This window comes from Ruegeria sp. (genome assembly GCF_965221235.1).
Classification (GTDB): Bacteria; Pseudomonadota; Alphaproteobacteria; order Rhodobacterales; family Rhodobacteraceae; genus Ruegeria.
Genome location: NZ_CBDCRS010000005.1, coordinates 76,171 through 97,846, shown reverse-complemented (window position 1 = coordinate 97,846; position 21,676 = coordinate 76,171). Strand labels below are relative to the sequence as shown.

Genomic DNA, 21,676 nt, shown 5'->3' with positions numbered 1-21,676 from the left:
TTTGCTGGCAAACGGAGGATCAGATGCCCTGGAATGATATCGCTCGCGCTCAACATACACGCAAAACGGACCGCTATCCAAGTGACATGTCAGACGATGAATGGTCGCTGGTCGAGCCAATGATTCCACCGGCACGGTCTGGCGGTCGTCCTCGAACGACGGATATGCGGGAAGTGATGAATGCGATTTTCTACATCGGATCGACAGGCTGCCAGTGGCGCGCTTTGCCGACAGACTTTCCTCCCATGACGACTGTACAGGGATATTTCTATAATTGGCGGAACGCGGGCTTGCTGGCGGCAATGAGTGATTTGCTGGTTGCTGCCGCTCGTGAATTGGAGGGCCGCGCTGCCGAGCCTACGGCGGGTGTGATTGATAGCCAAAGTGTGAAAACTACAGAAAGTGGAGGCATTTGCGGATATGACGCCGGCAAAAAGACCAAGGGGCGCAAGCGTCATATTGTGACGGACGTCCTTGGGCTTCTGCTGATTATCATCGTTCATGCCGCCAACATCCAGGACCGTGACGGCGCTCCCGATCTGCTCAAAGCGGTCGGCAAAAAATTCCCTTGTTTGCGCCATATTTTCGCCGATGGTGGGTATGCGGGGGATAAGCTCCGACAAGCCATGGGTGATGAGTGGACACTGGAAATAGTCAAGCGACCTAACAAGGCAAAAGGCTTCGTTCTTCTGCCCAAGCGATGGGTCGTTGAGCGCACTTTTGCATGGCTGGGAAGGTGTCGACGGTTGGCCAAAGACTGGGAACGCACAATCGAAAGCTCAACAGCCTGGGCGCTCGTTGCCAATATCCGCCTCCTGACACGCAGACTGGCAAGGCACTGCTATGCAACGTAAAACTTTAGATTCAGGCTCTCAGACAAATGCGTCAGAATATAGTACCTGCCGACATGCGCATAAAAATCCGTCAGAGGCAGGACGGGTGTCAGCAAAAGCGGAATTAGGCTGAGAAACAGGACCGAGGCCAGAACCGAATTTCGGCGACTGCGCTGTGCTGCATTTTCAAGATCGGGAACTGGCACGTTGTCTACTGTATTTCGGAACTCTGCTTACCCTGTCAGTTCGTTCCATTCCCTTCAACACGCAAGGGGAAATTTCATTCTCACGTGTCAGAGAGTCCACGATCTAAAACGGCACAAACTGAGGCAGCCGGTTCAGGCTGGGCTCCATGAACCGTTGCAGCCGGGCATCCGCATCCGATTCGGTTTCGCCGGGTCGGATGGGCGTCACAAACCGGACCAGCGCACCATCGGTGCGGCCCATGGTGAACCCGTCCTGAATCACGCTCAGCTTGGCGCGAAAATCGTTGACCATACGCTTGCCGCGCTGTTCAAGCCAATAATAGACCAGTTGTTTTGACAGCTCTTTCTGGATGACCGCGCGGTTCACGGTAAAACTGCCGTAGGGGGTGTTGCCCGGATTGACCTCATAAGGTTCAAGGCTGAAAATTTCCCAGCCGCCGACCGGCAAACAAACTTCGGGAGAATGGATGCCGTCGCCCTCGGTCTGCTTGGCGTAGAAGGCGACGAACATGTTCACGTATTCACCGGAACCCGAGTCGATATATGTGGTGTTCAGGTAGTCACTTGCGCCCAGCACCTCTTCGACCTGCGGGTCCAGACTGGTGGTGGAGCCGGACCAATGACCAAGTTGCCGGGGATACAGGACAAAGGGGTCACGCTCCACCGGTTTGACCTCGGAGGCCGGGCGCAGAACCCATGCTGTTGAAACAGCAAGCGTCAGAAGTGCTGCAGCAGCCAGTGCCACCGACGCTTTGATCCCAAAGATGCGCAGCGCCACGGGGACAAAGCCTTCGGTATCCAGATCTATGGTCTCGGCAAAGGGTTTCGGGTCACGGGTCAGGCGCTGCAATCCAATCGCCATCAGAAACAGGAGCCCTACGCAGATCAGGAAGACGACCCAGCCTTCGAAGAAATGCATGAACCCTTCGGCCTGTTCGATGCCGTGATGATCGACCAGAACACCGATCACGCCAATTCGGACCGAATTCATCAGCACCGTCAGGGGCGCGGCGGACAGCATCAGAACCACCTTGTGCCAGATCGGGCCGCGATACAGCAGGGCAAAGAGGTAAGAGAAGCTCAGGATCGGGAACAAATAGCGCAGACCGGCGCACGCCTCGGCCACCTGCAACTTGTAGACGCCCAGATCAATGATGTTGCCTTCGATAAAGACCGAAACTCCGGCCAGCTGCACGAACCAGACCCCAAGTTCGGACGAGACCCATTGCAGGAAGATCGTCAGCTTCCAGTAAATGAACTGGGGCAGCGGCAGCATGAACACCAGATGGATCACGGGCAGTTGGTGATAAATCCCGCGCTGCCAGCCGAACACGGTCAGCACCACGCCGCCGGTCCAGATTATCATGGCATAGGTGACGATGTCGGGGATGCGGGCCAGGTTGCCCAGGATCGCGACGGCCAATGCGACCGCGACCACCGCCACGCCGGGCCAGCGATCGTGGACAACCGGATTGGGCGGGGGATAATTCCGAAGCTCGCGCAGGAACAGATACAGTGAGATGACGGGGATCAGGGGGCCATGGCTGTATTCCGGTGTTCCCCAGGCCGCGCCCAGAGAAACGATCCCGATCCAGAAGACGGGGATCGAACCCAGCAACAAAAGCCCGAACCAGAACAGCCCCGTCGCGTTAATCCTCGGCAGGGCAGTTCGTGCCGCGTCAAGCGTCAGGCCGCGGCTGTCTTTCGATTCGAGACGTTGCATCACTGTTCATAATGCACATTTGGCATCGTTCTTGAACAGAAACGCAAACAGCTATCCCTTTGCCAGATCAGGGTTTAAGTGTGAAACGCCGCCCGAGTGTCAACGAGAATGCATTTGAACTGGCGTCAAACCCGTTCTGGTCATCCATCTCATACTGATAACCAAAGGTCATGGCCCAGTCTTTTGTGATCGCACGGGAATATGCCGCGTTGAAGGTACCACGCTGGCGCGGATTTGCAGTGCCTGTCCCTTCATCCTCTTGGTCGATGAAGCTGGCGCTGAACGACAGGGCGGACACCTGATTGATGAAATAGTCATAGGTCAGGAACGCCAGCGTCTGCCGGGTCTCGACGCTTTGCGTACTGGTGCCGACCCGGCGCTGGATTGTCGCGCCAATCTGCGAGCTGGCCAGCTGATAGCGATAGTTGATCTGACCGATCGGAGTGACTTCATCGAAAGGTCCGCGTGTAAACCCGACGTTGAACCCAAAGAAACCGCCCGAGCGCTGGTAATCCCGACCAACTGTTGCGTTGATCCGTGAGCCGTTTACGCCGAAGGTTTGGTCAATCTGTGCGTTTGCTGAGCCATCCGGCAGAATTTTGTCCCAGCCAAAGCTCCAGACAAAATCCTCGGTCACGTTGTTAATGTTGTTGGTGCGCTGTGTGTCGTCCACACGGCTGTAGCCGACATTCGCCGAGACGGAAGTGATGGAGGAAACATCATAGGTCACGCCTGTCGAGGCTACCGTTGTCTGCCGATCCGTGCGCGAGCTGTCCTCGGCCTGAAAGTCCCGATAGCTGAGGCGCAGGTTGCCTTGCAGAACCGGGGAGAACCGAAACAACGTGGTTGCGGCGTAGTCATCGGAACTGTTTTCAAAAAGGTTCGGGTCGATGGTGTTGGAATATCTCCGTTCACGGCGGTTATAGTTGAACCGGAACCCGATGGGGTCATTCAGACCGGTTTCCCAATCCAGGTTTCCACGCGTGTTAACCTGGTCACCAACCGTTCCAATCACATCCGAGGCATCAATGACGCCGTCTAGGTTGATATCGGTTAGGCTGCGGTTGAAGGCCAGATCGCGTTCCCGATATTCGGCCAGCAGGCTTAGCTGGCTGTTGGCGCGGGTCCGCTGGTACGACAATCGCGAAAGCGGGTCGGAGAAGCTGGACTCAGTGCCAATGATCGGCTCGTTGGCGATCCGATAAAGCCCAGACAAATCGAAATCCAGAAGGGAATCCGGTGTCTGTCTCTGTACGTTCAGCGCCAGCGTGTTCTCCCACCAGGTGGTCGAGCCCAGCGACGGATCGGTCAGACGCAGGTTGTCGTCATGCCTAAGCGATGACAGGTAATCCAGGGTAACGGTCAGACCGGATCCGGTGCCGGCTGGCAGCGTTGAATTCGGCAACCCAACCCGGCGGGCAGGGTTACGCTGCCCCTGCTGGGTAATAAGTTGCAGGCTGGGTGCTTGCTGAATTTGAGACGACGGCGCAGTCGTTTGCTGCACCGTCGTTTGCTGAGTTGAACTGAGCGTCTGTTGCGTTGTCGCAGTTTGTTGCCCCATCGCTGGCGAAAGAGAAACAAGAAAAGCTACCCCGCCCCCAATTGCCGAGACCCGCCTTAATCCGGATTTTCCCACCTGTATTTGCCCCTATTCGAACAAGCGGCGTGGTGGAACGACCACAACATCTCCGGCTTTGAGAACAGTATTGCCTTTAATGCCCGCGCCCGTGCCGTTGTAGTTATATGTGTATTTGTTCATCACGCCTGTTTTAGTATCAGCCCTGCGCAATTCGATGCGCTTGCGGGCCGCGAAGTTGGTCAGGCCACCGACCTGAGCCAGAACCTGAAGGATCGTTGTCCCCTCGGTCGCAATATGCTTTCCGGGAACACCAACCTCTCCCATGACAAACACCTCGATCGTCGGACCGGTTTGCAGGGTACCGGCCTGCAATTGCGGTGCCAGCGAAGCGATCGAAACGAAAACCGTCGGAGGTGCATTGAAGTTGGAAGACAACGCGGAGGACAGCGATCTGCCCAACGCATCCGTCGACTGGCCCGATGCACGCAACGATCCGACCAACGGGAAGGTAACTGAGCCATCCGGCAGAACCAGAATGGTTCGGTTAAGCGTCGGATCTTCAAGCACTTCAACCCGTAGCGCATCGCCCGGTTGGATTTGATAAGACTGCGCCAATGCGACAGTTCCCATAATCAGGGACATCACGAAAGCGGCTAAAGATCCGATTACTATCCGCATATTCAAATCTCTCATATTTTCCCCCTTATGCCTTTTTTTAGCTTTTCAAACAAGCCACCGCTGCTGCGGTGGAAACGAGATGCGGCAGAAATGCCGCGGGTGACTTCACTGCCCGGAGGTGTCTGTTGCACTCAACCGTTTTATCTCTGCCTCCAATTTCGGGGCCATTTCAGAACCGGCCCCCGTTGCCTGAGCTGCCCTGAACGTCAGCAGGGCCTCTTCTGCGCGGCCTGCTGCCGCATAAGCTTTACCCAGATGGAAAAGAACCTGCGGGTGATCAGGCAAAGCCTGAGCTGCCGGTTCGAGGTAAGAAATCGCCTCTTCTATGTTGCCAAGCCGAAATGCGACCCAACCGTATGTGTCCTGAAAGGCCGGAACCCGTGTACCGCGCAACCGCCGCACCAACCTTTGTGCGGTTTGAAGGCTTTCATCGTCATTACGATGCGTTGTCAGCAGGCTGGCAAGGTTATTGGCGACAATCTCGGATCGGTTGCTGAGGGGGTACAGTTTTTCATAGGCCGCAATCGCCTGATCCAGATCCCCCGCACGTTCATACTCGCCAGCTTCCAGCATCAGGAAATCCGGGTTATCGGGATGTTCGATCAGGGCATCTTTTAGAACGACTCGGGCCTCATCAGGCTGATCGTGTTGCATCAGCAGCAGATACAGCGCCAGCCAACCCCGAGCTGAGTCCGGATGGCTGCGCAAGATGTCCCGATAGACCCGTTCCGCCTCGTCCAGCTGCCCTTCGCTGGTCAGCGCGCGGGCTTTGACAAATCGCAGGATCAGGGAGTCGGGGTCTTCGGACAGGAGCTGTTCCAAATGCGCGTTAGCCCCGGCAATATCGCCTTGTGTCAGCATCAACCGGATCAGCGCAATATCAGCTGGCAAACCGAATTCGGGATCACTGGCCAACTCGTTCAGGAAATCCGACAGGTCTTGCGTTCTTTTCTGAGTCGCCAGCATTTGCGCCCGCAATTCATTTGCCTGCAACGCTGCGCTATCATCCCCAATATCTTGAACCGCGGTCAACACTGTTTCCAATCGCACCCAATTCTGCATGTTCAGATAGATCTGACCCAGTTGAAGCAACAGGACCGGGTTGCCTGGGTTCTGACGCACGGCTTCGACCAGAATGCTTTCAGCGATCTCCAGATCATCCGTCTGCGCCAGGAAACTCACATATCGCAAAACCTCACCCGGAGCGCTTTGCGACACTTCAACCGCAAGCGCCAGCATTTCGCCCGCCAGTTGCCTGTCTCCATTGCGCTCATGCGCCTGCGCCATCAGCAGCATCAGTCCCGAATCTCGGGGGGCCGCGCTGAGCGCTTCACGCAATAGCAGGATAGCATCACCGATGCGGTCCTCTTCGATCTGCCACGCCGCCGTGAGCTTAACGGCATCCGTCTGTGTCGGGTCTTCCGCCAACACAGTCTCGATCAGACTGCGCGCTTCGTCCGGCTGTTCCGTCGCAAACAGCATGCGGGCATATTCGACCTCATTTTCGCGTGTTTGCGTAGTGCGCGGCGCATTCTCAAGCAGCGCTTGCATCTCGGACAGGGCACCTTGTGTATCCCCCGTCAGGAATTTCATCGAAGCCCGCATTGCTTTAGCGCGCGGCGCATTCGGGCCGTCCGATGCGATGATCGAATCCAACTCTGAAATCGCGACCTCACGCCCGCGATATGCGTTCAGAAACGCCACCAGCCGCTCCAGAGTAGCCGAGTCTTCAACACTGAGGTCGGTTTCTTCGCGCAAAATCTGTTCGGCTGCGTCCAAGTTTTGCTGTGTCACGTAATGTTCAAACAACATCTGAACCACGCCCGAATCTTCGGGAAACACTTCTCTCATATTCCTGAGCTGCGCTTCAATGTCAGCAACCCGATCCAGCTCGGCCAACGCCTGAAGCCGGATGGCATAAAGGCTGCTCTGTTCCGGCGCAAACGTCAGGGCGGTGTCGACCTCATCCAACAGCGCGTCCCAGTTCTGGTTCCGCAATTGATTATCAATGATGATCCGCCTTGCGGTAAGCAATTCGGGACGGCCGTTTAGGATGTCTCGCGCGGTGGCTACGGCCTTTTCCGCGACCTGCGGGCTATCGGCTTCAAGTGCGTCCGAATAGGCAAGCGTGTTGTTGATAGCCCAAACCTCTACATCCTCTGGCGCCAGTGACGAAGCCACGGTGACGAAACGGCGCACATCGTCCATGTTGTTCAGCTGCAAAGCCATTTCCGCCAGCGCGCGATGTCCTTCCAGATTGTCAGGATATTGTTCGATCAGCAGCAGATACTGGCTGTAGGCAGTGCTGATGTTTCCACGCTCACGTTCTAGCCGGGCAAATGTCAGGCGCGCTTCCTTGTGTTTGCCGTTCAGTTTGAACACGTTCTTGAATTCGATCAGCGCCCGTTCGACGTCACCTTCCTCGAGATGCGCCATACCGGCCTGGAAATGCGCCTCGGCCCGTTCTTCGGCCGAGTCACATGCGGCCAGCAACAAGCACAGAGAAAACAGGACAATCCTCAGGCGATTGCCCGTCGAAAAAAGAGTTTTTCCTAGTGCGACCATTCCTGCCATGTTCGATGAGACCAGCAACGATAAACGGGCTGTTTGACACGGCCACGCCTGCTTGCGTGGCCCGGGGTCAGCAACCGGTGCAGCGCAAAACAACGGACACGGTCCGCATCAGAATGGAAACATCCGAGCTGAAAGACATGTTCTCCCAATACTCGGTATCGTGCTGAGCCCGCTCGGCAAAGGAAGAATTGTTGCGTCTGGACACCTGCCACTGCCCGGTAATGCCGGGCAACATCGAATAATAGGTCTTGCTGGGATACAGATCCTGCTGATTTACCATCATCGGACGCGGGCCGATCACAGACATTTCACCCACCAGCACATTCCAGAACTGCGGCAGCTCATCCATCGAAGTTTTACGCAGGATCGAGCCAAACCTGATGATGCGCGGATCATTGCGCAGCTTTTGGTTGCGGTTCCATTCTTCGCGGGCCTCGGGATTGCTTGCCAGGTGCTCTTTCAGAACCATTTCGGCATCATTGACCATTGTGCGCAATTTCAACAGCTTAAAAACCTTGCCGTTCTTGCCCACCCGCTCCTGACGGTAAAACGGGGTAACGCCCTGACATACCAGCAGCACGGCCAGACCAATGATCAGAGGCACAACAAAGGGCGCCGTCAACAGGACGAAGGCGACATCAAGGACGCGCTTTCCGGTCGTTCTGTAAAGCCCTCGACTCGGCGTCGAGGTTGAAACAACAGACATATTAGGGTAGCCCGCGCCAGCGTTGGCCACCTCTTCCGAATGACTTGTCACAATACAAACCCCCAACACACACCAAAACCTAGCAACCACTTACCCAACTCAGGAACCGAACTACGCTCAACCTCAATATTGTGTAGTAAAAATATTATATTATTATGTCTTTGCCCGTGCTGGCCTCATACACTTTACATCTGCCACCACCGGAAGAGTGTTAACAAATTCCTGCCATATTTGCAAAACAATATTCCCTTTCTGCGCAGCCTCATCCAAGCGAAATCACAAGGTGCAGGAACAAGTTGCCTAAGTTTTCATCACCCGCAGGTTCCTCATAACGCGTCGTTATCCTCTTGTTTATGGCTTTAAAGCGCTGGTTTTTACCCAATTTTGGCCCGTATCGGCCTCCAATGCCCAGCGGCCTTTCCCTTCTGCGACGCTAGTTTTTCAGACCATCTATCGGCGACAAAAGGGGAAACAATCATCAAGTTGCTCCGTGATTGGCGGCATTTTTTGATCAATTGAGCGCCTGAAAAATTTAGTGATACGCCCTACCTTGATTTTATGGCACAGTAGAGGCCAAGCATGTTTTGGCTGATGTAAAGTATTTGTATTGTACAAGGGTTTTCTGGTGGTTCAGGGTGCACGTTTGAATAGTTTCCGAGAATCCGAGACGAACTTTGACAAGGCCGAGGGCAATCGGGGTGCAATGGCGTCCAGTGACGGGTTTTATCTGGAGTTCTTCGGGCTGGATCGCCGACCCTTCACGTTGCTTCCGGACCCGGGGTTCATGTATTGGTCGCCGTTGCACAAGCGCGGCTACTCGGTGCTGCAATTCGGGGTCATGAGTTGCGCGCCCATCACGCTGCTGACGGGCGAAATCGGGGCAGGGAAGACCACCCTTGTTCAACACCTTCTGAGCGAGATGGAGCAGCAGATCACCGTTGGGCTGGTCTCAAACGCACAAGGTGGACGCGGCGAGCTGCTGCAATGGGTGCTGCATGCATTGGGTTTGCCGATCGACAAAGATGCCACCTATGTGCAGCTGTTCCGGGCGCTTCAGGACTTTCTGGTCTCGGAATACGCCGCAGGCCGGAGGGTGGTTCTGATATTCGACGAGGCACAGAACCTGACGGTCGAAGGGTTGGAAGAGATCCGTATGCTGACCAATATCAACGCGAACACAGATGAGCTGATACAGCTTGTTCTGGTCGGCCAGCCCGAGCTGCGCGATCTGGTCATGGACCCCAAGATGCGGCAGCTGACGCAAAGGGTAGCCGCAAGCTTCCATCTGGAACGGATGGACGAAGCATCGGTCGCGGCCTATGTCAGACACAGAATGCAGATAGCCGGTGGCTCGGGCGATGAATTCACCGACGAAGCCTGTGCGATGATCTTCCGGCAGACCCGCGGCGTACCCCGTCTGGTAAACCAGTTCTGCGATTTCGCATTGCTCTATGCCTGGACCAACGAAACAGACAAGGTCGACGCAAACATTGTAAATCAGGTGATTGAGGATGGTGTCTTTTTTGGCGGCAACTCACTTGAACAGGAGGTGACGATCTGAGATGGGCCTGGTTCGCTATTACATTTCCATTTTTCTGCGGCGTCTGCCTTATTTCCTGATCGTGGCCGTTATAGTGTCGGCCGCCTCCGTCACGATCGCCCTGAATTTGCCGCCAACCTACGTGTCACAGATGCGGCTGATCGTTGAATCACCGCAGATCCCGGGCAATCTGGCGTCCAGCACGGTCAACACCACTGCCGGAGAACAGCTTCAGATCATCGAACAACGGCTGCTGACACGCCCTGTGCTGCTGGATATCGCGCGAAAGCACGCGGTCCTACCTGATCTGGAAGCCGCAAGCCCGGATCAGATCGTCGATGCCATGCGGGTCAATACAAAGGTGCGGATCAGTGCAGGGCAAAACCAGGCGAGCCTGATGACAATAACCTTTGACGCCCGAAGCGGTCAGATCGCTGCCGGGGTGCTGAATGAATATCTGACTGAGATTCAGAAACTGGACGTGTCCTACCGCAAAAACCGCGCATCCGACACGCTGAGCTTCTTTGAAAACGAAGTCGAACGCCTGGGCAAAGAGCTTGATACGCGCAGCGCCCGAATCCTTGAGTTCAAACGAGAGAACTCGGGCGCTCTGCCCAGCAGCCTTCAGTTCCGGCTGGCGCAGCAAGGGGCGCAGCAGGCCAATCTGCAACAGATGGATCAGCAAATCTTCTCGCTCAAGAGCCAGCGCGAGAAGCTGCTTGAGATCTACGGAACGACGGGTCAGATCGTAGGCGTTCCTCAGCAGAACAAATCTCAGGCTCAGCAGCAACTCGACCAGTTGCGAAACCAGCTTGATGCACAGCGGGCGATTTATTCCGAGAGTAACCCGCAGATCAAAATCCTGCGCGCCAGAATTTCCAAGCTGGAGGAAACGGTCGCCGCCGAGCAGGCCGCCAATGTGGATGCGACCAACCAGCAGACGGGGAATTCCGCGCTTGATTTGCAACTGGCCCAGCTCGACAGTCAGATTGAGTCGGTCGAGGATCAGCGGGCCTTGCTGCAGGATCGGCTGACAAAGCTGACACTGACGATCGACCAGACACCCGCAAACGCAATCGCGCTGGACGAATTGCAGCGGGACCATGACAATATTCAATCGCAGTATAACAATGCAGTGGGTCGCCTGGCCGCCGCATCGACCGGGGAACGGATCGAAGTGACTTCGCAGGGTCAGCGTATTTCGGTGATCGAATATCCGTCGGTCCCCAGCTCTCCGACCAAGCCAAACCGGATGGCGGTTGCCGGTGGCGGAACGTTCTTTGGCATGGCATTGGGGATTGGTCTGATCATCCTGCTGGAACTTCTGAACCGGTCCGTGCGCCGCCCCGAGGATTTGATCAACAAGCTGGAAGTCTGGCCTATCGCCGCGATTCCCTATGTACGCTCACGCAGTGAAGTGATCCGGGCACGGATGGCGTGGTCCGTAGCGATTCTGGCAATAGTGATTTCTATACCTGCCGCCATCTGGGCCGTTCACATGTACTATTTGCCGCTGGACTTGATCGCCGATCAGGTCATCGAAAAGTTGGAGGTCTACTGGTGATTTATACTCCTTACAATTTGAGGAAGGTGTAATGGACCGTCTTCAGGCCGCCATCCAGAAAGCCCGTGAGGAACGCGCGACCCGTCAGAGCGACCCCGCGGTCGTGCTGTCCCATACCCAGCAGCCCAATGCGCCAAGCCCCTCGGTCGAGCCAGACGAAGCCTGGAGCGCGCTTCCTCAGATCAGCATCGATCCCTCATTGGTCGCAAGCAAACGCCTGAGTTCCTACACCAGCGGACCTGACGCGACGCCTTATGACATGCTGCGCACAAAGATGATGCAGCAGGTTCTGTCGAACGGCTGGCGGCGTGTGGCGCTGACATCTCCGCATAGCGGATGTGGCAAAAGCACAGCGGCCGCCAATCTGGCCTTCAGCCTTGGACGTCAGGCGGAACTGCGCACGATCGTCATTGATCTGGACATGCGCCGCAGGGGGCTGGCCGAGATACTCAAGCAGACGGGCAACCACAATATGGCCGATGTTCTGCAGGGATCGGTGCCATTTCGGGATCACGCACGGCGCTATGGCGAGAACGTGATTTTCGGGCTGAACTATACCCCGACAAGCAATCCCGCGGAAACTCTGCAAAGCCGGTTGGCGATCGAAATGCTTGAGCAAATCGAAGAGGAATTCAAACCCGATATCGTTCTGTTCGACACGGCACCGCTTTTGGTAAGCGACGACAGCCACGGGTTCCTCAAGAATGTGGATTGCGCTTTGCTGATGGCCGCAGCCGAAGAGACCAGCCTTGACGACATAGACGTGGCCGAGCGGCAATTGTCCGAGCTTACGCAGGTCATGGGCATTGTCCTGAACAAATGCCGCTATATCAGCGGAGCCTTTGGTAATGAACAAGGCTATTACTGACAGGCCCGTGACCGACGCGGTCATCATTCCGCACTACAACGACATTCCGAGGCTAAAGCGCTGCTTGCAAGCGCTAATGGAGAATGATCTGTCCGGTACAGAGGTTGTTGTGGTCGACAATGCGTCTCCGGTGTCGTTGGAGCATGTGCGCTGCGCTTTCCCAACAGTGCGTTTCATTGTCGAACACCAAAAGGGGGCAGCGCATGCGCGCAATCGCGGCGTGTCCGAAACCGGCGCGCAACGACTGTTCTTCATTGATGCCGATTGCGTTCCCGGTCCTGACTGGTTGGCTGTGGGCCGAGAGATATCCGCGCAGGCAGACTTGATCGGCGGGCGTGTCGATGTTTTCGACGAAACCCCGCCACCCCGCAGCGGCGCCGAAGCTTTTGAGACCGTTTTTGCGTTCAATTTCAAGAAGTACATCGAAGTTCAGGGCTTTTCAGGCGCTGGTAATCTTCTGACCAGACGGGACATTTTCGACGCGATCGGCGGCTTTATCAACGGCGTGTCGGAAGACAGGGAATGGACCATGCGTGCCGTAGCAAAGGGCTATAGCCTGATCTACGAAGATCGCCTTCGGGTCAGCCATCCATCTCGTCAGGACTGGCCGGCGCTGAAGGCGAAGTGGCGTCGCACCACGCAAGAGGCATATCAACTTAACGGGACCGGCCTTACGGACCGCATGCGTTGGGCGCTGCGTGCTCTGGCTATGCCCGCAAGCGCTGTGGTGCATACGCCAAAAGTTCTGGCCAGTCAGAAATTGAACTCAACTGGTGAAACGCTAAGAGCGGTCAAAACCCTGTTTCGCCTAAGATTCCTCCGCATGATCTGGATGTTAAGGCAGGCTTTGGGCGGAAGTATCTGAACTGGTCTTAGCGATATATATTTAACATAATTAAGATTATAAGATATCTTGCTGTGACCGCAAAGCTAAAGTGTCACCCATGAGCAATTCAGGAATGTCACTCTCCTCTTATAACAAAACTAGGAAGATCGAGCATGGGTTGGGTGATGATGAGCGAGCTCGAATTGAATCGTGTGGAAGTAATGGCACAGGTCGATGATGGCCGCTTGATGGTAGATAATGCTGCGAACCTGCTGGACTTGACGCGGCGCCAGGTGTTTCGGCTACTGAAGCGCTAACGTTTTGGTCGGCGCAACTGCGATCCAGCACAAGGCCCGCGGCAAACCTCCTAACAATCCGATTCACAGAGCGAAGCGCGATTACGTCTTGGCGTTGGTCAAAGAGAGTTATTCCGATTTCGGGCCGACATTGGCCGCAGAGAAGTTAGCTGAGCATCACGGCTTCAAGGTTTCGCGTGAGACTTTGCGCAAATGGATGGTGGAAGATCGAACCTGGCTATCTCGCAAGCAGCGCCGAACATTCCATCAGCCGCGCCTGCGGCGGGAATGCTACGGGGAATTGATCCAGATTGACGGCTCCGACCACCGCTGGTTTGAGGATCGAGGCGATCCCTGCACCCTGCTCATCTTCGTCGATGACGCCACCAGCACCTTGATGGAGCTTCGCTTTGTGAAGGCGGAAAGCACCTTAAGCTACTTCGAAGCGCTTGAGAGCTATCTTCATAAACATGGTCGGCCGGTAGCGTTCTACAGCGACAAACACACGGTGTTTCGTGTGGCCAAGGAAGATGCCAAAGGCGGCGCTGGCATGACCCAATTCGGCCGTGCCCTGAACGAGCTAAACATTGAGATTCTGTGCGCGAACAGCTCGCAGGCCAAAGGTCGTATCGAACGTGCCAACCGCACGCTTCAGGATCAACTCATCAAGGAATTGAGACGTCACTCGGCCTGGTTGGTAAATTCGTGGAAACCTATGCCTTTGTCGATGGCCCGTTCGAGGTGCGCTGGAAAGGCCAGTCCCTGCCCTATCGGATCTTCGATATGGACCAGCGCGTTACCCACGCCGCGGTCACGGAGAACAAACGCTGGGGGCTGTGCTGGCGCATATCAAGGGGATGCAGGAACAAGCTCCACCAAAGCCCAGGGTGAGGACCAATTCAGAGAAGATGGGTTACAAGCCCAATGGTCGGAGCCCCGGTCGGCCACCGAGAACGCGCCCTAAAAAGGCAATTGTGCGGGCAGCGGAATAGCTAATTTGTGTTGCGATATTTCCTGCGAGAGAAATAGTCCATGGCTGTATTGAGCGCTTCGGCGGCATATTTGCGTATCTTCGGCGCCGATCTGGAATCGGATGAGATTACAAAACTTCTTGGTTGCAAGCCGTCCAATTCGGAGAGGATGGGCGAAGAGATTATTGGTAAGGTCACAGGATGAAAGAGAATAGCGCGAACAGGTGTTTGGCGATTGCGCGCAGAGCGTCTGGAACCTGGTGACTTGGATGCCCAGATATCCGAAATTCTGGACCAGCTCACTGACGACACAGAAATATGGAAAAAGCTTACCACACGATTCCGCGCAGACATTTTTTGCGGCTTGTTCATGGCGGAAGGCAATGAAGGTATCAGCCTGTCAAGCGAGACCCTGGAGGAACTGGCCGCGCGCTGCCTGACAATAGACTTCGATATCTACGACAGTTCCGACGACTAATCCCGCAAGGCTTTTCAGCCCTGCGGTATTTGAGGTCTCCGAGCTGCTAAGCCTTGCTACCGTCGCGCATTATGGTGACATTCCTGCTTTGCAAAACCAGTGACATTTCTACTTGGTTGCAACACTTGCAAATGCTTGGAACGCGCCACTCTGAAGTGCGACTCTTGTTAGAAAACAAAATGTTATCTAGTGAGAGATCATGCCATGTGCGTCGTTACACGCAACTATCCCTCCAGAAACATCGCCAAATAGAGGGCTGGTGCCACGCCAAAGTCTCTGTCGCCGAGATGGCGCGGGTTCTGAAGCGTCACAAATCAACGATCTTTTGCGAGCTAAAGCTTTTCGAGCAAAGTTTGAATCGGCAGGGTTCCCCTGAGGTTTGATTTGTGATTCACCCTTTTTGGGAGGATCAGGAATATGCCAGCACCGTTGCCAAAGGAACTACGAGATCGTTTTGCGCGCTTGATCGAAGAAGGGCTGTCAGGGAGGGAGGCGTCGCGCCGTCTTCAGGTGTCCGCCGCGACCGGTGCGCGTTGGAGACGCCAGATACACGCGTCTGGCGCGGCCCAAATTGCCCCGATGGGGCGTCCACCGGGCAGCGGAAAGTTGGCACCCCATGTCGGGTTCTTCCGCGAGTTGTTAGCTCAAGACCCCGACATTACCCTTTTCGAGTTGCGCGATGCGCTTGCCGATGCTGTGGGGATCACTGTTCATCATTCGGCCATTGCCGGATTGTTGAAGCGCCTTGGCTTCACTCACAAAAAAAGTCGCTGGTGGCCACCGAACGCCGTCGCGCCAAGGTAAGACGACAGCGCGACGATTGGTCTGCTTATCGTTCGCCAGCCATCGCCCGAATGCCGGACCGCGTGGTGTTCATCGACGAAACGGCGGTAAAGACGAACCTCACCCGGCTCCGTGGCTGGGCACCTCAAGGAGAACGGCTGACCATGGACGCGCCGTTTGGCAGTTGGGGTACACAGACGCTGATCGCGGGGCTGACTCAGGACGCGTTGATCGCGCCGTGGGTCATCAAGGGCGCAATGGATGGCCCGGCATTCGCCGCCTACATCCGAGAAGTCCTCGTCAAGGAAATAGCGCCCGGCACTGTCGTCATCCTCGACAACCTAGCCACGCACCGGAACAAAGAGGCAGCACAGGCCCTGCGTGACCATGGATGTTGGTTTCTCTACCTGCCACCATACTCGCCCGACCTGAACCCCATCGAACTAGCTTTCTCAAAACTGAAAGCCCATTTGAGACGGATCGGGGCGAGAACCTTCACCGAAGTCTTCGAGGCTATCGGATCAATCTGCGATCTCTACGATCCAACAGAGTGCTGGAACTACTTCAAGGCCGCAGGATATGTTGCAAACTAATCTCGAAAGGCTTTAATACTACAGTTGCGCATTGACTTGATCTCTGATTCATTACTGGTGATCTGGTAATTGGGAGGTTTTGGAGATGGCGGGGTCGGTCTGGAGGGAAACGCTTGTTGACTGGCGCAAGTCTCTGGAAGAATTGAAGTCTTTTGTTGCCCCGGCCTTCCGGCGTATTGAACAGCGCCGGACAGCGGGTGCCTTCATAGACGGCTTGCTGTCGGGGGCTGAACGCAAGACGGGCTGGATGCTTTCGGAAGAAGCCGGTTTTGACAAGCCATATCGGATACAGTCGCTGCTGGGGCGCTCTTCCTGGTCCGCCGATGCGCTGTGTGACCTTGTTCGCAAATATGCCGTTGACATTCTTGGCGATCCTGAAGGTGTTCTTGTTGTGGACGAGACCGGTTTTTTGAAGAAGGGCGAGCATTCGGTTGGGGTTGCCCGACAGTATTCGGGTACAGCGGGGCGGGTAGAGAACTGTCAGATCGGGGTATTTGCCGCTTATGCGAGCCGCTGGGGTCATGCGCTGATCGATCGGCAACTCTATCTGCCGAAGGCGTGGGCGGAGGATCCGGATCGCCGTGCCAAAGCTCATGTCCCGCAGGAGGTGGGATTTGCCACCAAGCCGCAGATGGCTCGCGCGATGGTTTCCCGTCTCCTTGATGAAGGTGTCCCCTGCGCCTTTGTGCTGGCCGATGCTGTTTACGGGTCCGACAGCGGGTTCCGGCGCATGCTGGAGCAGCGCGGGCAGTCCTATGTATTGGCGGTGAAGTCCACGCATACACTGCGTCTTGTCGAAGACGATCACCTCATCCAGACCGATCCCGCCACCCTGACCGGAGAACTGGGCCCCGAAGCCTGGCGACCTCTTGCCGCCGGAGAGGGCGCGAAAGGACCGCGCCTTTACGAGTGGGCGCGTCTGCCCATCGGTAAACAGACCAAAGACGGGTTTATCAAATGGGTTCTGGCGCGCAGGAGCCGTCATGATCGCGCTTCCATAGCCTATTACTTCGCTTATGCGCCCGCCAATACCACCTTGGCGGAACTGGCCGCTGCGGCCGGGCTGCGCTGGACTATTGAAGAGTGTTTTCTCAGGGCAAAGGATGATCTGGGCCTGGACCATTGCGAGGCCCGGTCCTGGCATGGCTGGCACCGGCATATGAGCCTTGTGATGGCCACCGCCGCATTTCTGGCAAAGCTCAGCGCGGACCAGCGCCGCAATGCATTCGGGAAAGTGAACAAAACGAGTCCGGCAACGGGCCGCAGCGCATAGGCTTTCTGCGAACCGAGATATATACTACGCCAAGCTTTCTTTCGACCGTTGAAATCCTCAGATTGATCGCGCGCCTCATTCTCCCAACGCCCCCTTCTGACGCCTTCATTCTCGGATGGTCCCTCTGGCGAAGAACACATCAGGCCGCTGCTGCCAGAGCCCATCGAAAGTCCCGCCTCAATGCGCAACTGTAGTATTAAAACGCAATTTCTGGGATGATGATGCGTTTGCCAAAATGTACGCGGGCTACTTCGTCATGCGGAACATCAACAGACGCAGAAACGCCGATCTGTACAACGCAAACTGATCCGTCATCCTGATCTCTGTTAGAACGTCGTGGCACGGATAAAGCAAGGTTGGACACCTGAGCAGATCGGCAACCGGATGATCTACGAAGGTGCAAAGCTGCGCGTTTGTCAGGAAAGGATCTACCAATACATCTATTCTAAGGAAGGCATGGCCCAGGAGCTCTGGTGGTATCTGCCCGAGCATCGCAAGTCTCGTCGCCCCCGGCGGGCAAGAAAGCGCCAAGCGCCCAAGTTTGACCGCGACGTCAGCATCCTGTTTCGCCCCGACGACGTTGCTCATCGCCGTCAGTTCGGCCACTGGGAGGCTGATCTTGTTCTGTTCAAACAACGCTTTGGACAATCAAATGTCACGTCGCTTGTCGAGCGCGTCAGCCGGTTCATGGTGCTTCAGAAGAAGCCAAACAAGCGCACCAAACCCGTGATGGGCAAGATCATGAAAGCCGTCCGCGACTTGCCCCACCTGGCGCGCAAATCGATCACCTTCGACCGCGGAACCGAATTTGTCAGTTGGCCGCACCTTCAAGCCGAGATCGGAACGCAAACGTGGTTCTGCGACCCATCTTCTCCATGGCAAAAAGGAACTATCGAAAACACCAATCGCAGGGTCGGACGCTGGCTTCCCCGTAAGCGCGACATCACGGCGATCTCAGATCATGAATTGAAAATGATCTGTGACCGCCTCAACGCAACGCCCTGAAAATGTCTGGGATCGACGACACCCGCCGAGGTGTTCAGGGAAAAGATGATGGAGGAAATGGGTCGACAACCCTACCCTGCTCGTCAATAGGAATCGCGCTTCAATTATCGTTCACACTCCCGGTCATTGCCCAACCAATTCGACCGCACCCCGACGACTAAACTAGGATGCCCTGCTGTTGAAGCTCCCAGGAGGCGCGTTTCTGCCCAAGAGCCGGGTTCTCAATAGCCAATTCGATCACGGCCTTTTCCACGTGCTCTGGCACGCGGTTCTTCGGGACCGATTTCTTGCCGCTTAAGTCCATCAGCGCCCCCGCACCGCCCTGTTCGTACAATTCCCTGAACCGGTAAAAGCTGTCCCGAGAATAGCCCATGACCTTGCGCGCCTGACTCACGCTGTCGAGCGGCTTGGCCAGTTCCAACAGTCCGAGTTTCGGTTTGATGATCTGTTCATGAATGCTTGTCACTGATCGACACACCTTGTTGCGCTCCAAAGAGAGCAGAAATGTCAGATCAATTCGTGTGCTTTACACTTTAGGTTGCAGTGCGCATCAACTTCTACTTTGCGAAGTTCAGCCAAAGACGCGTGTACGCCGTCAACCATTTTGTCCGGTAGCGACAACCTCGTTGTCCGGTTTTAGCCGCAGTTCATGACGTGTTTATGGTCTGGTTTGCTTCTCCTTCAGGTTTTGGCTTTTCCGGTGGATTTTTGTTTTGGCCGACGTTGATTTTCAGCTGAGCGTCGCCTGTAGCTTTCGAAGTTCATCTCGAGGATCGTGGCGTGATGAACCAACCTGTCGATGGCTGCGACGGTAACAGCTTGGTCGGGGAAGATTTTGCCCCATGCACTGAATGGCTGGTTGGCAGCGATCGCAAGGCTTCGGTTTTCATAGCGCCGTGCGATAAGTTCGAAGAGAACAGAGCTTTCGGCGTGGTCTTTCTGGGCATATGTGATGTCGTCCAGAATGACGAGATCGAATTTGTCGAGTTTGGCCAGTGCAGTTTCCAACACGAGATCTCGCCGGGCAGCCTGAAGTTTCTGTACCAGATCGGTTGTTCGCGTGTAGAGGACGCGATTCCCGGCTTCGATCAGAGCATGTCCTATGGCGCAAAGAATATGCGTCTTGCCCGCGCCGGAGTTTCCGATGGCGATCAGATTGGCGCCGGTTTCAACCCAGTCGCCTGCTGCGAGCGCCTCGATCCGGGCTTGTGACAGCTCAGGTACGGCTTTGAACTCGAATGTGGCCAGGGTTTTTCCGCCGGGCAGGCCCGATTGGCCCAGGTGGCGTCGAATGCGGCGTTCCTCGCGCTCAGCCAATTCGATCTCGGCTAGAGTGGCCAGCAACCTGGCTGCAGGCCAGTTCTCGGTATCGGCCTGTTGCGCGAAGCGCTCCCAGTGGTGCTGGAAGCTGGGCAGACGCAAAGCGGTGAACAGGGCGGGCAAGGCGTGCACATCGACAGTTTGTGGTTTGGACACCTGTGTCATGTGCGCACCTCCAGCAAGCGATCGAAGCTGGACAGATCCGTCAGTCTGACCTTTCGGTCTTCCGGCAATTCCGTGCGTGACCCAAGGAGTTGTTTCCGCAGGGTTTTGGCATCTGGCAATGCGCCATTTGCAAAGTCCCCGGCGATCAGCGCGGCCAGGTCTGCCTCGCAGTTCTCGCTATGGGCCAGCCAGAGCAGATCGACCATGCGTTTGCAAGCCTCTTTGCGGGGCAAAACCTCGGAGAGGCGGTTCCAGGCCTCAGCGTATTCGGACCTGGGGAAGAGATTGTCGCGATAGACGGAATTTGCCAAAGCCTGAGGCTTGCGACGCAGGGCATGGATGACATGCCGGTAATTGATGCTATGGATACGTTTACCGTCCTTGCGCCCGCGCATGCGGGGATGGGAGACCACATGCGTGGCCCCGAGATAGGCTTCGATCCGGTCGTCATAGACGTGAACGCGCAAGCGCTGGCCGATGAACTGCGAGGGCACGGAATAGAACACGCTGTGGACCAGGAAACCTCCGGTCCTGACAACACGCACGACAAGTTCGGTGAAGTCGGTGGTGCGCTGCGTGGGCAGCGGCTTGAGGTGTTGCAACTCGACTTTTATCTTGTCCTCACGGCGGCGGTTGCGGCGGGCGACAACTTCGTCGACAAACCGGCGCCAGGCATCGATGTCGGGAAAGTCCCGCGATCCCCGCAGGATCAGAGCCTGATCCAAAGCCACCTTGAGATGATTGTTGTGTGCTTCGATCGCGCCATTCTCATGGGCTTCGCCGGGATTATTGCGGCTCGCGACCATCCCATAGTGCCGACAGAACGCCTCATAACGTTCGGTGACATCCCTGGTCGCATCCTTGTCGAGATTGCGATACGCGGCCGACAGGCTGTCGGTTCTGCTCTCCTGCGGCACGCCCCCAAGTGCCCAGAGCGCATTCTGAAGGTTTTCAGCCAGTGCCGTGAAACTCTCCCCGCCCAGAACCGGCGCGGCATGCTCCCAGCCGCTGTAGGCGAGAACAAAGTGGAAAAGCCGATGAAGCAGCAAATGACCGGCGATTGTCACGCCGAGTTCAGTCGCATCGGTGAAGTCCGACAGTCCCATACGCCCTGGCTCCGGGGACTGGCGAAAGATCACGTCGCGCTCGGGGCCATGCAGGGCGCGCCACTCCCGAACCCGTCGTTCCAGCGTCCGCCGGACCCGATCATCGGGGAAGCCGTCAGGATCCAGCATCTGCAAATGACGGAGCAACGTCACAGCTTGCACGGAAGAATCCCGTTCGAGGAGCGGGATCAGGATAGGCTGCCACACAGCCTCCAAAGGATCAGGGACGGTGCGACCACGGACTGGTTTGCGCTGCGAAGGCAGTACCGGGTTTGCTTCAATCCTGCGCCCGGTGCGTTCGCTGAAACCGGCACGGGCTGCGGCAACACGTTGGTTATGAAAGGGTCGGTCGGACATGTACAATCTCATTTGCTGGTCGGTGACGGGTTTCCCCGGCATTCGGAACCTCCGTATTCACGTTCAGAGGTCTCCAACCTACCGGGCCACAGCGGCCAGCACCTACCCCGTACCCCTCCCAAAAGGGCCGATCCGGTGGCTCAAACCTCCAATCGGGCTCCGCCCTCATTCCGGTTCAAGCCACCGGCCAACTTGGCTGTCGGTGCCGGTCAACTTGGTTGTCGCTCATCAG

15 protein-coding genes and 4 pseudogenes are annotated in these 21,676 nt (G+C 56.1%); 11 read left to right on the top strand and 8 right to left on the bottom strand.

What is annotated here, in order from left to right:
* Positions 1–23: 23 nt before the first annotated feature.
* The gene (locus tag ACOQOY_RS21120) at positions 24–854 is read left to right on the top strand and encodes an IS5 family transposase (protein ID WP_420583494.1); all 831 of its coding nucleotides are present in this window, start codon (positions 24–26) and stop codon (positions 852–854) included.
* Between the two features lie 288 nt (positions 855–1,142).
* On the opposite strand, the gene xrtD is transcribed toward ACOQOY_RS21120, so the two are convergent.
* From xrtD to ACOQOY_RS21095, 5 genes are all read right to left on the bottom strand, one after another.
* Positions 1,143–2,762, bottom strand: coding sequence for a VPLPA-CTERM-specific exosortase XrtD (gene xrtD, locus ACOQOY_RS21115; RefSeq protein ID WP_420587351.1), 1,620 nt, complete (start codon positions 2,760–2,762; stop codon positions 1,143–1,145).
* A gap of 67 nt (positions 2,763–2,829) precedes the next feature.
* Positions 2,830–4,266 carry a hypothetical protein gene (locus ACOQOY_RS21110; RefSeq protein WP_420587350.1) on the bottom strand — a complete coding sequence of 479 codons (1,437 nt, stop codon included), beginning with the start codon at positions 4,264–4,266 and terminating at the stop codon, positions 2,830–2,832.
* 144 nt (positions 4,267–4,410) lie between these two features.
* Positions 4,411–5,034 (bottom strand): polysaccharide biosynthesis/export family protein, encoded by a 624-nt coding sequence (locus ACOQOY_RS21105; RefSeq protein WP_420587349.1) that lies wholly within the window; start codon positions 5,032–5,034, stop codon positions 4,411–4,413.
* A 90-nt stretch (positions 5,035–5,124) separates the two neighbouring features.
* A complete protein-coding gene (locus ACOQOY_RS21100; protein ID WP_420587348.1) occupies positions 5,125–7,584 on the bottom strand; it encodes a tetratricopeptide repeat protein in 2,460 nt (819 codons plus the stop codon).
* Between the two features lie 76 nt (positions 7,585–7,660).
* Positions 7,661–8,350 carry a sugar transferase gene (locus ACOQOY_RS21095; RefSeq protein ID WP_420587347.1) on the bottom strand — a complete coding sequence of 230 codons (690 nt, stop codon included), beginning with the start codon at positions 8,348–8,350 and terminating at the stop codon, positions 7,661–7,663.
* Between the two features lie 592 nt (positions 8,351–8,942).
* On the opposite strand from ACOQOY_RS21095, the gene ACOQOY_RS21090 reads away from it, so the two are divergent.
* From ACOQOY_RS21090 to ACOQOY_RS21045, 10 genes and pseudogenes are all read left to right on the top strand, one after another.
* Positions 8,943–9,860 (top strand): ExeA family protein, encoded by a 918-nt coding sequence (locus ACOQOY_RS21090; protein ID WP_420587346.1) that lies wholly within the window; start codon positions 8,943–8,945, stop codon positions 9,858–9,860.
* Position 9,861: 1 nt separating this feature from the next.
* The gene (locus tag ACOQOY_RS21085) at positions 9,862–11,403 is read left to right on the top strand and encodes a GumC family protein (RefSeq protein ID WP_420587345.1); all 1,542 of its coding nucleotides are present in this window, start codon (positions 9,862–9,864) and stop codon (positions 11,401–11,403) included.
* 31 nt (positions 11,404–11,434) lie between these two features.
* Positions 11,435–12,271, top strand: coding sequence for a hypothetical protein (locus ACOQOY_RS21080; protein ID WP_420587344.1), 837 nt, complete (start codon positions 11,435–11,437; stop codon positions 12,269–12,271).
* Complete coding sequence (locus ACOQOY_RS21075) at positions 12,252–13,136, top strand: glycosyltransferase family 2 protein (protein WP_420587343.1); 885 nt, start codon at positions 12,252–12,254, stop codon at positions 13,134–13,136. Before ACOQOY_RS21080 ends, ACOQOY_RS21075 begins: the two co-directional genes overlap by 20 nt.
* 134 nt (positions 13,137–13,270) lie before the next feature.
* Positions 13,271–14,385 (top strand): annotated as a pseudogene (locus ACOQOY_RS21070) (ISNCY family transposase).
* A 190-nt stretch (positions 14,386–14,575) separates the two neighbouring features.
* Positions 14,576–14,842 carry a DUF4279 domain-containing protein gene (locus tag ACOQOY_RS21065; protein ID WP_420587527.1) on the top strand — a complete coding sequence of 89 codons (267 nt, stop codon included), beginning with the start codon at positions 14,576–14,578 and terminating at the stop codon, positions 14,840–14,842.
* A 179-nt stretch (positions 14,843–15,021) separates the two neighbouring features.
* Positions 15,022–15,180: pseudogene (locus ACOQOY_RS21060) on the top strand (helix-turn-helix domain-containing protein); the annotation flags it as partial.
* A 79-nt stretch (positions 15,181–15,259) separates the two neighbouring features.
* Positions 15,260–16,218 (top strand): IS630 family transposase gene (locus tag ACOQOY_RS21055; protein WP_420583699.1). Its coding sequence is split into 2 segments (ribosomal slippage): positions 15,260–15,601 and positions 15,604–16,218, totalling 957 coding nucleotides; the frame shifts between segments, so codons are not numbered across the junction.
* Positions 16,219–16,303: 85 nt separating this feature from the next.
* Entirely contained in the window at positions 16,304–17,491 is a 1,188-nt protein-coding gene (locus ACOQOY_RS21050) for an IS701 family transposase (RefSeq protein WP_420587342.1), read from the top strand.
* A 196-nt stretch (positions 17,492–17,687) separates the two neighbouring features.
* Positions 17,688–18,586 (top strand): annotated as a pseudogene (locus ACOQOY_RS21045) (IS30 family transposase); the annotation flags it as partial.
* A gap of 26 nt (positions 18,587–18,612) precedes the next feature.
* On the opposite strand, the pseudogene ACOQOY_RS21040 reads toward ACOQOY_RS21045, so the two are convergent.
* The 3 genes and pseudogenes from ACOQOY_RS21040 to istA all read right to left on the bottom strand — a co-directional run.
* Positions 18,613–18,962: pseudogene (locus ACOQOY_RS21040) on the bottom strand (helix-turn-helix domain-containing protein); the annotation flags it as partial.
* Positions 18,963–19,177: 215 nt separating this feature from the next.
* Positions 19,178–19,981 (bottom strand): IS21-like element helper ATPase IstB, encoded by an 804-nt coding sequence (gene istB / locus ACOQOY_RS21035; RefSeq protein WP_420583779.1) that lies wholly within the window; start codon positions 19,979–19,981, stop codon positions 19,178–19,180.
* The gene (gene istA, locus ACOQOY_RS21030) at positions 19,978–21,486 is read right to left on the bottom strand and encodes an IS21 family transposase (protein ID WP_420587341.1); all 1,509 of its coding nucleotides are present in this window, start codon (positions 21,484–21,486) and stop codon (positions 19,978–19,980) included. Before istA ends, istB begins: the two co-directional genes overlap by 4 nt.
* Positions 21,487–21,676 lie beyond the last annotated feature (190 nt).

What these genes read in the sequence shown, in the direction of transcription:
- ACOQOY_RS21105 (WP_420587349.1), bottom strand. Translation starts at nt 5,034, where the DNA reads ATGAGAGATTTGAATATGCGGATAGTAATCGGATCTTTAGCCGCTTTC.
- ACOQOY_RS21100 (WP_420587348.1), bottom strand. Translation starts at nt 7,584, where the DNA reads ATGGTCGCACTAGGAAAAACTCTTTTTTCGACGGGCAATCGCCTGAGG.
- ACOQOY_RS21120 (WP_420583494.1), top strand. Translation starts at nt 24, where the DNA reads ATGCCCTGGAATGATATCGCTCGCGCTCAACATACACGCAAAACGGAC.
- istA (WP_420587341.1), bottom strand. Translation starts at nt 21,486, where the DNA reads ATGCCGGGGAAACCCGTCACCGACCAGCAAATGAGATTGTACATGTCC.
- ACOQOY_RS21080 (WP_420587344.1), top strand. Translation starts at nt 11,435, where the DNA reads ATGGACCGTCTTCAGGCCGCCATCCAGAAAGCCCGTGAGGAACGCGCG.
- xrtD (WP_420587351.1), bottom strand. Translation starts at nt 2,762, where the DNA reads ATGCAACGTCTCGAATCGAAAGACAGCCGCGGCCTGACGCTTGACGCG.
- ACOQOY_RS21050 (WP_420587342.1), top strand. Translation starts at nt 16,304, where the DNA reads ATGGCGGGGTCGGTCTGGAGGGAAACGCTTGTTGACTGGCGCAAGTCT.
- ACOQOY_RS21085 (WP_420587345.1), top strand. Translation starts at nt 9,862, where the DNA reads ATGGGCCTGGTTCGCTATTACATTTCCATTTTTCTGCGGCGTCTGCCT.
- ACOQOY_RS21075 (WP_420587343.1), top strand. Translation starts at nt 12,252, where the DNA reads ATGAACAAGGCTATTACTGACAGGCCCGTGACCGACGCGGTCATCATT.
- istB (WP_420583779.1), bottom strand. Translation starts at nt 19,981, where the DNA reads ATGACACAGGTGTCCAAACCACAAACTGTCGATGTGCACGCCTTGCCC.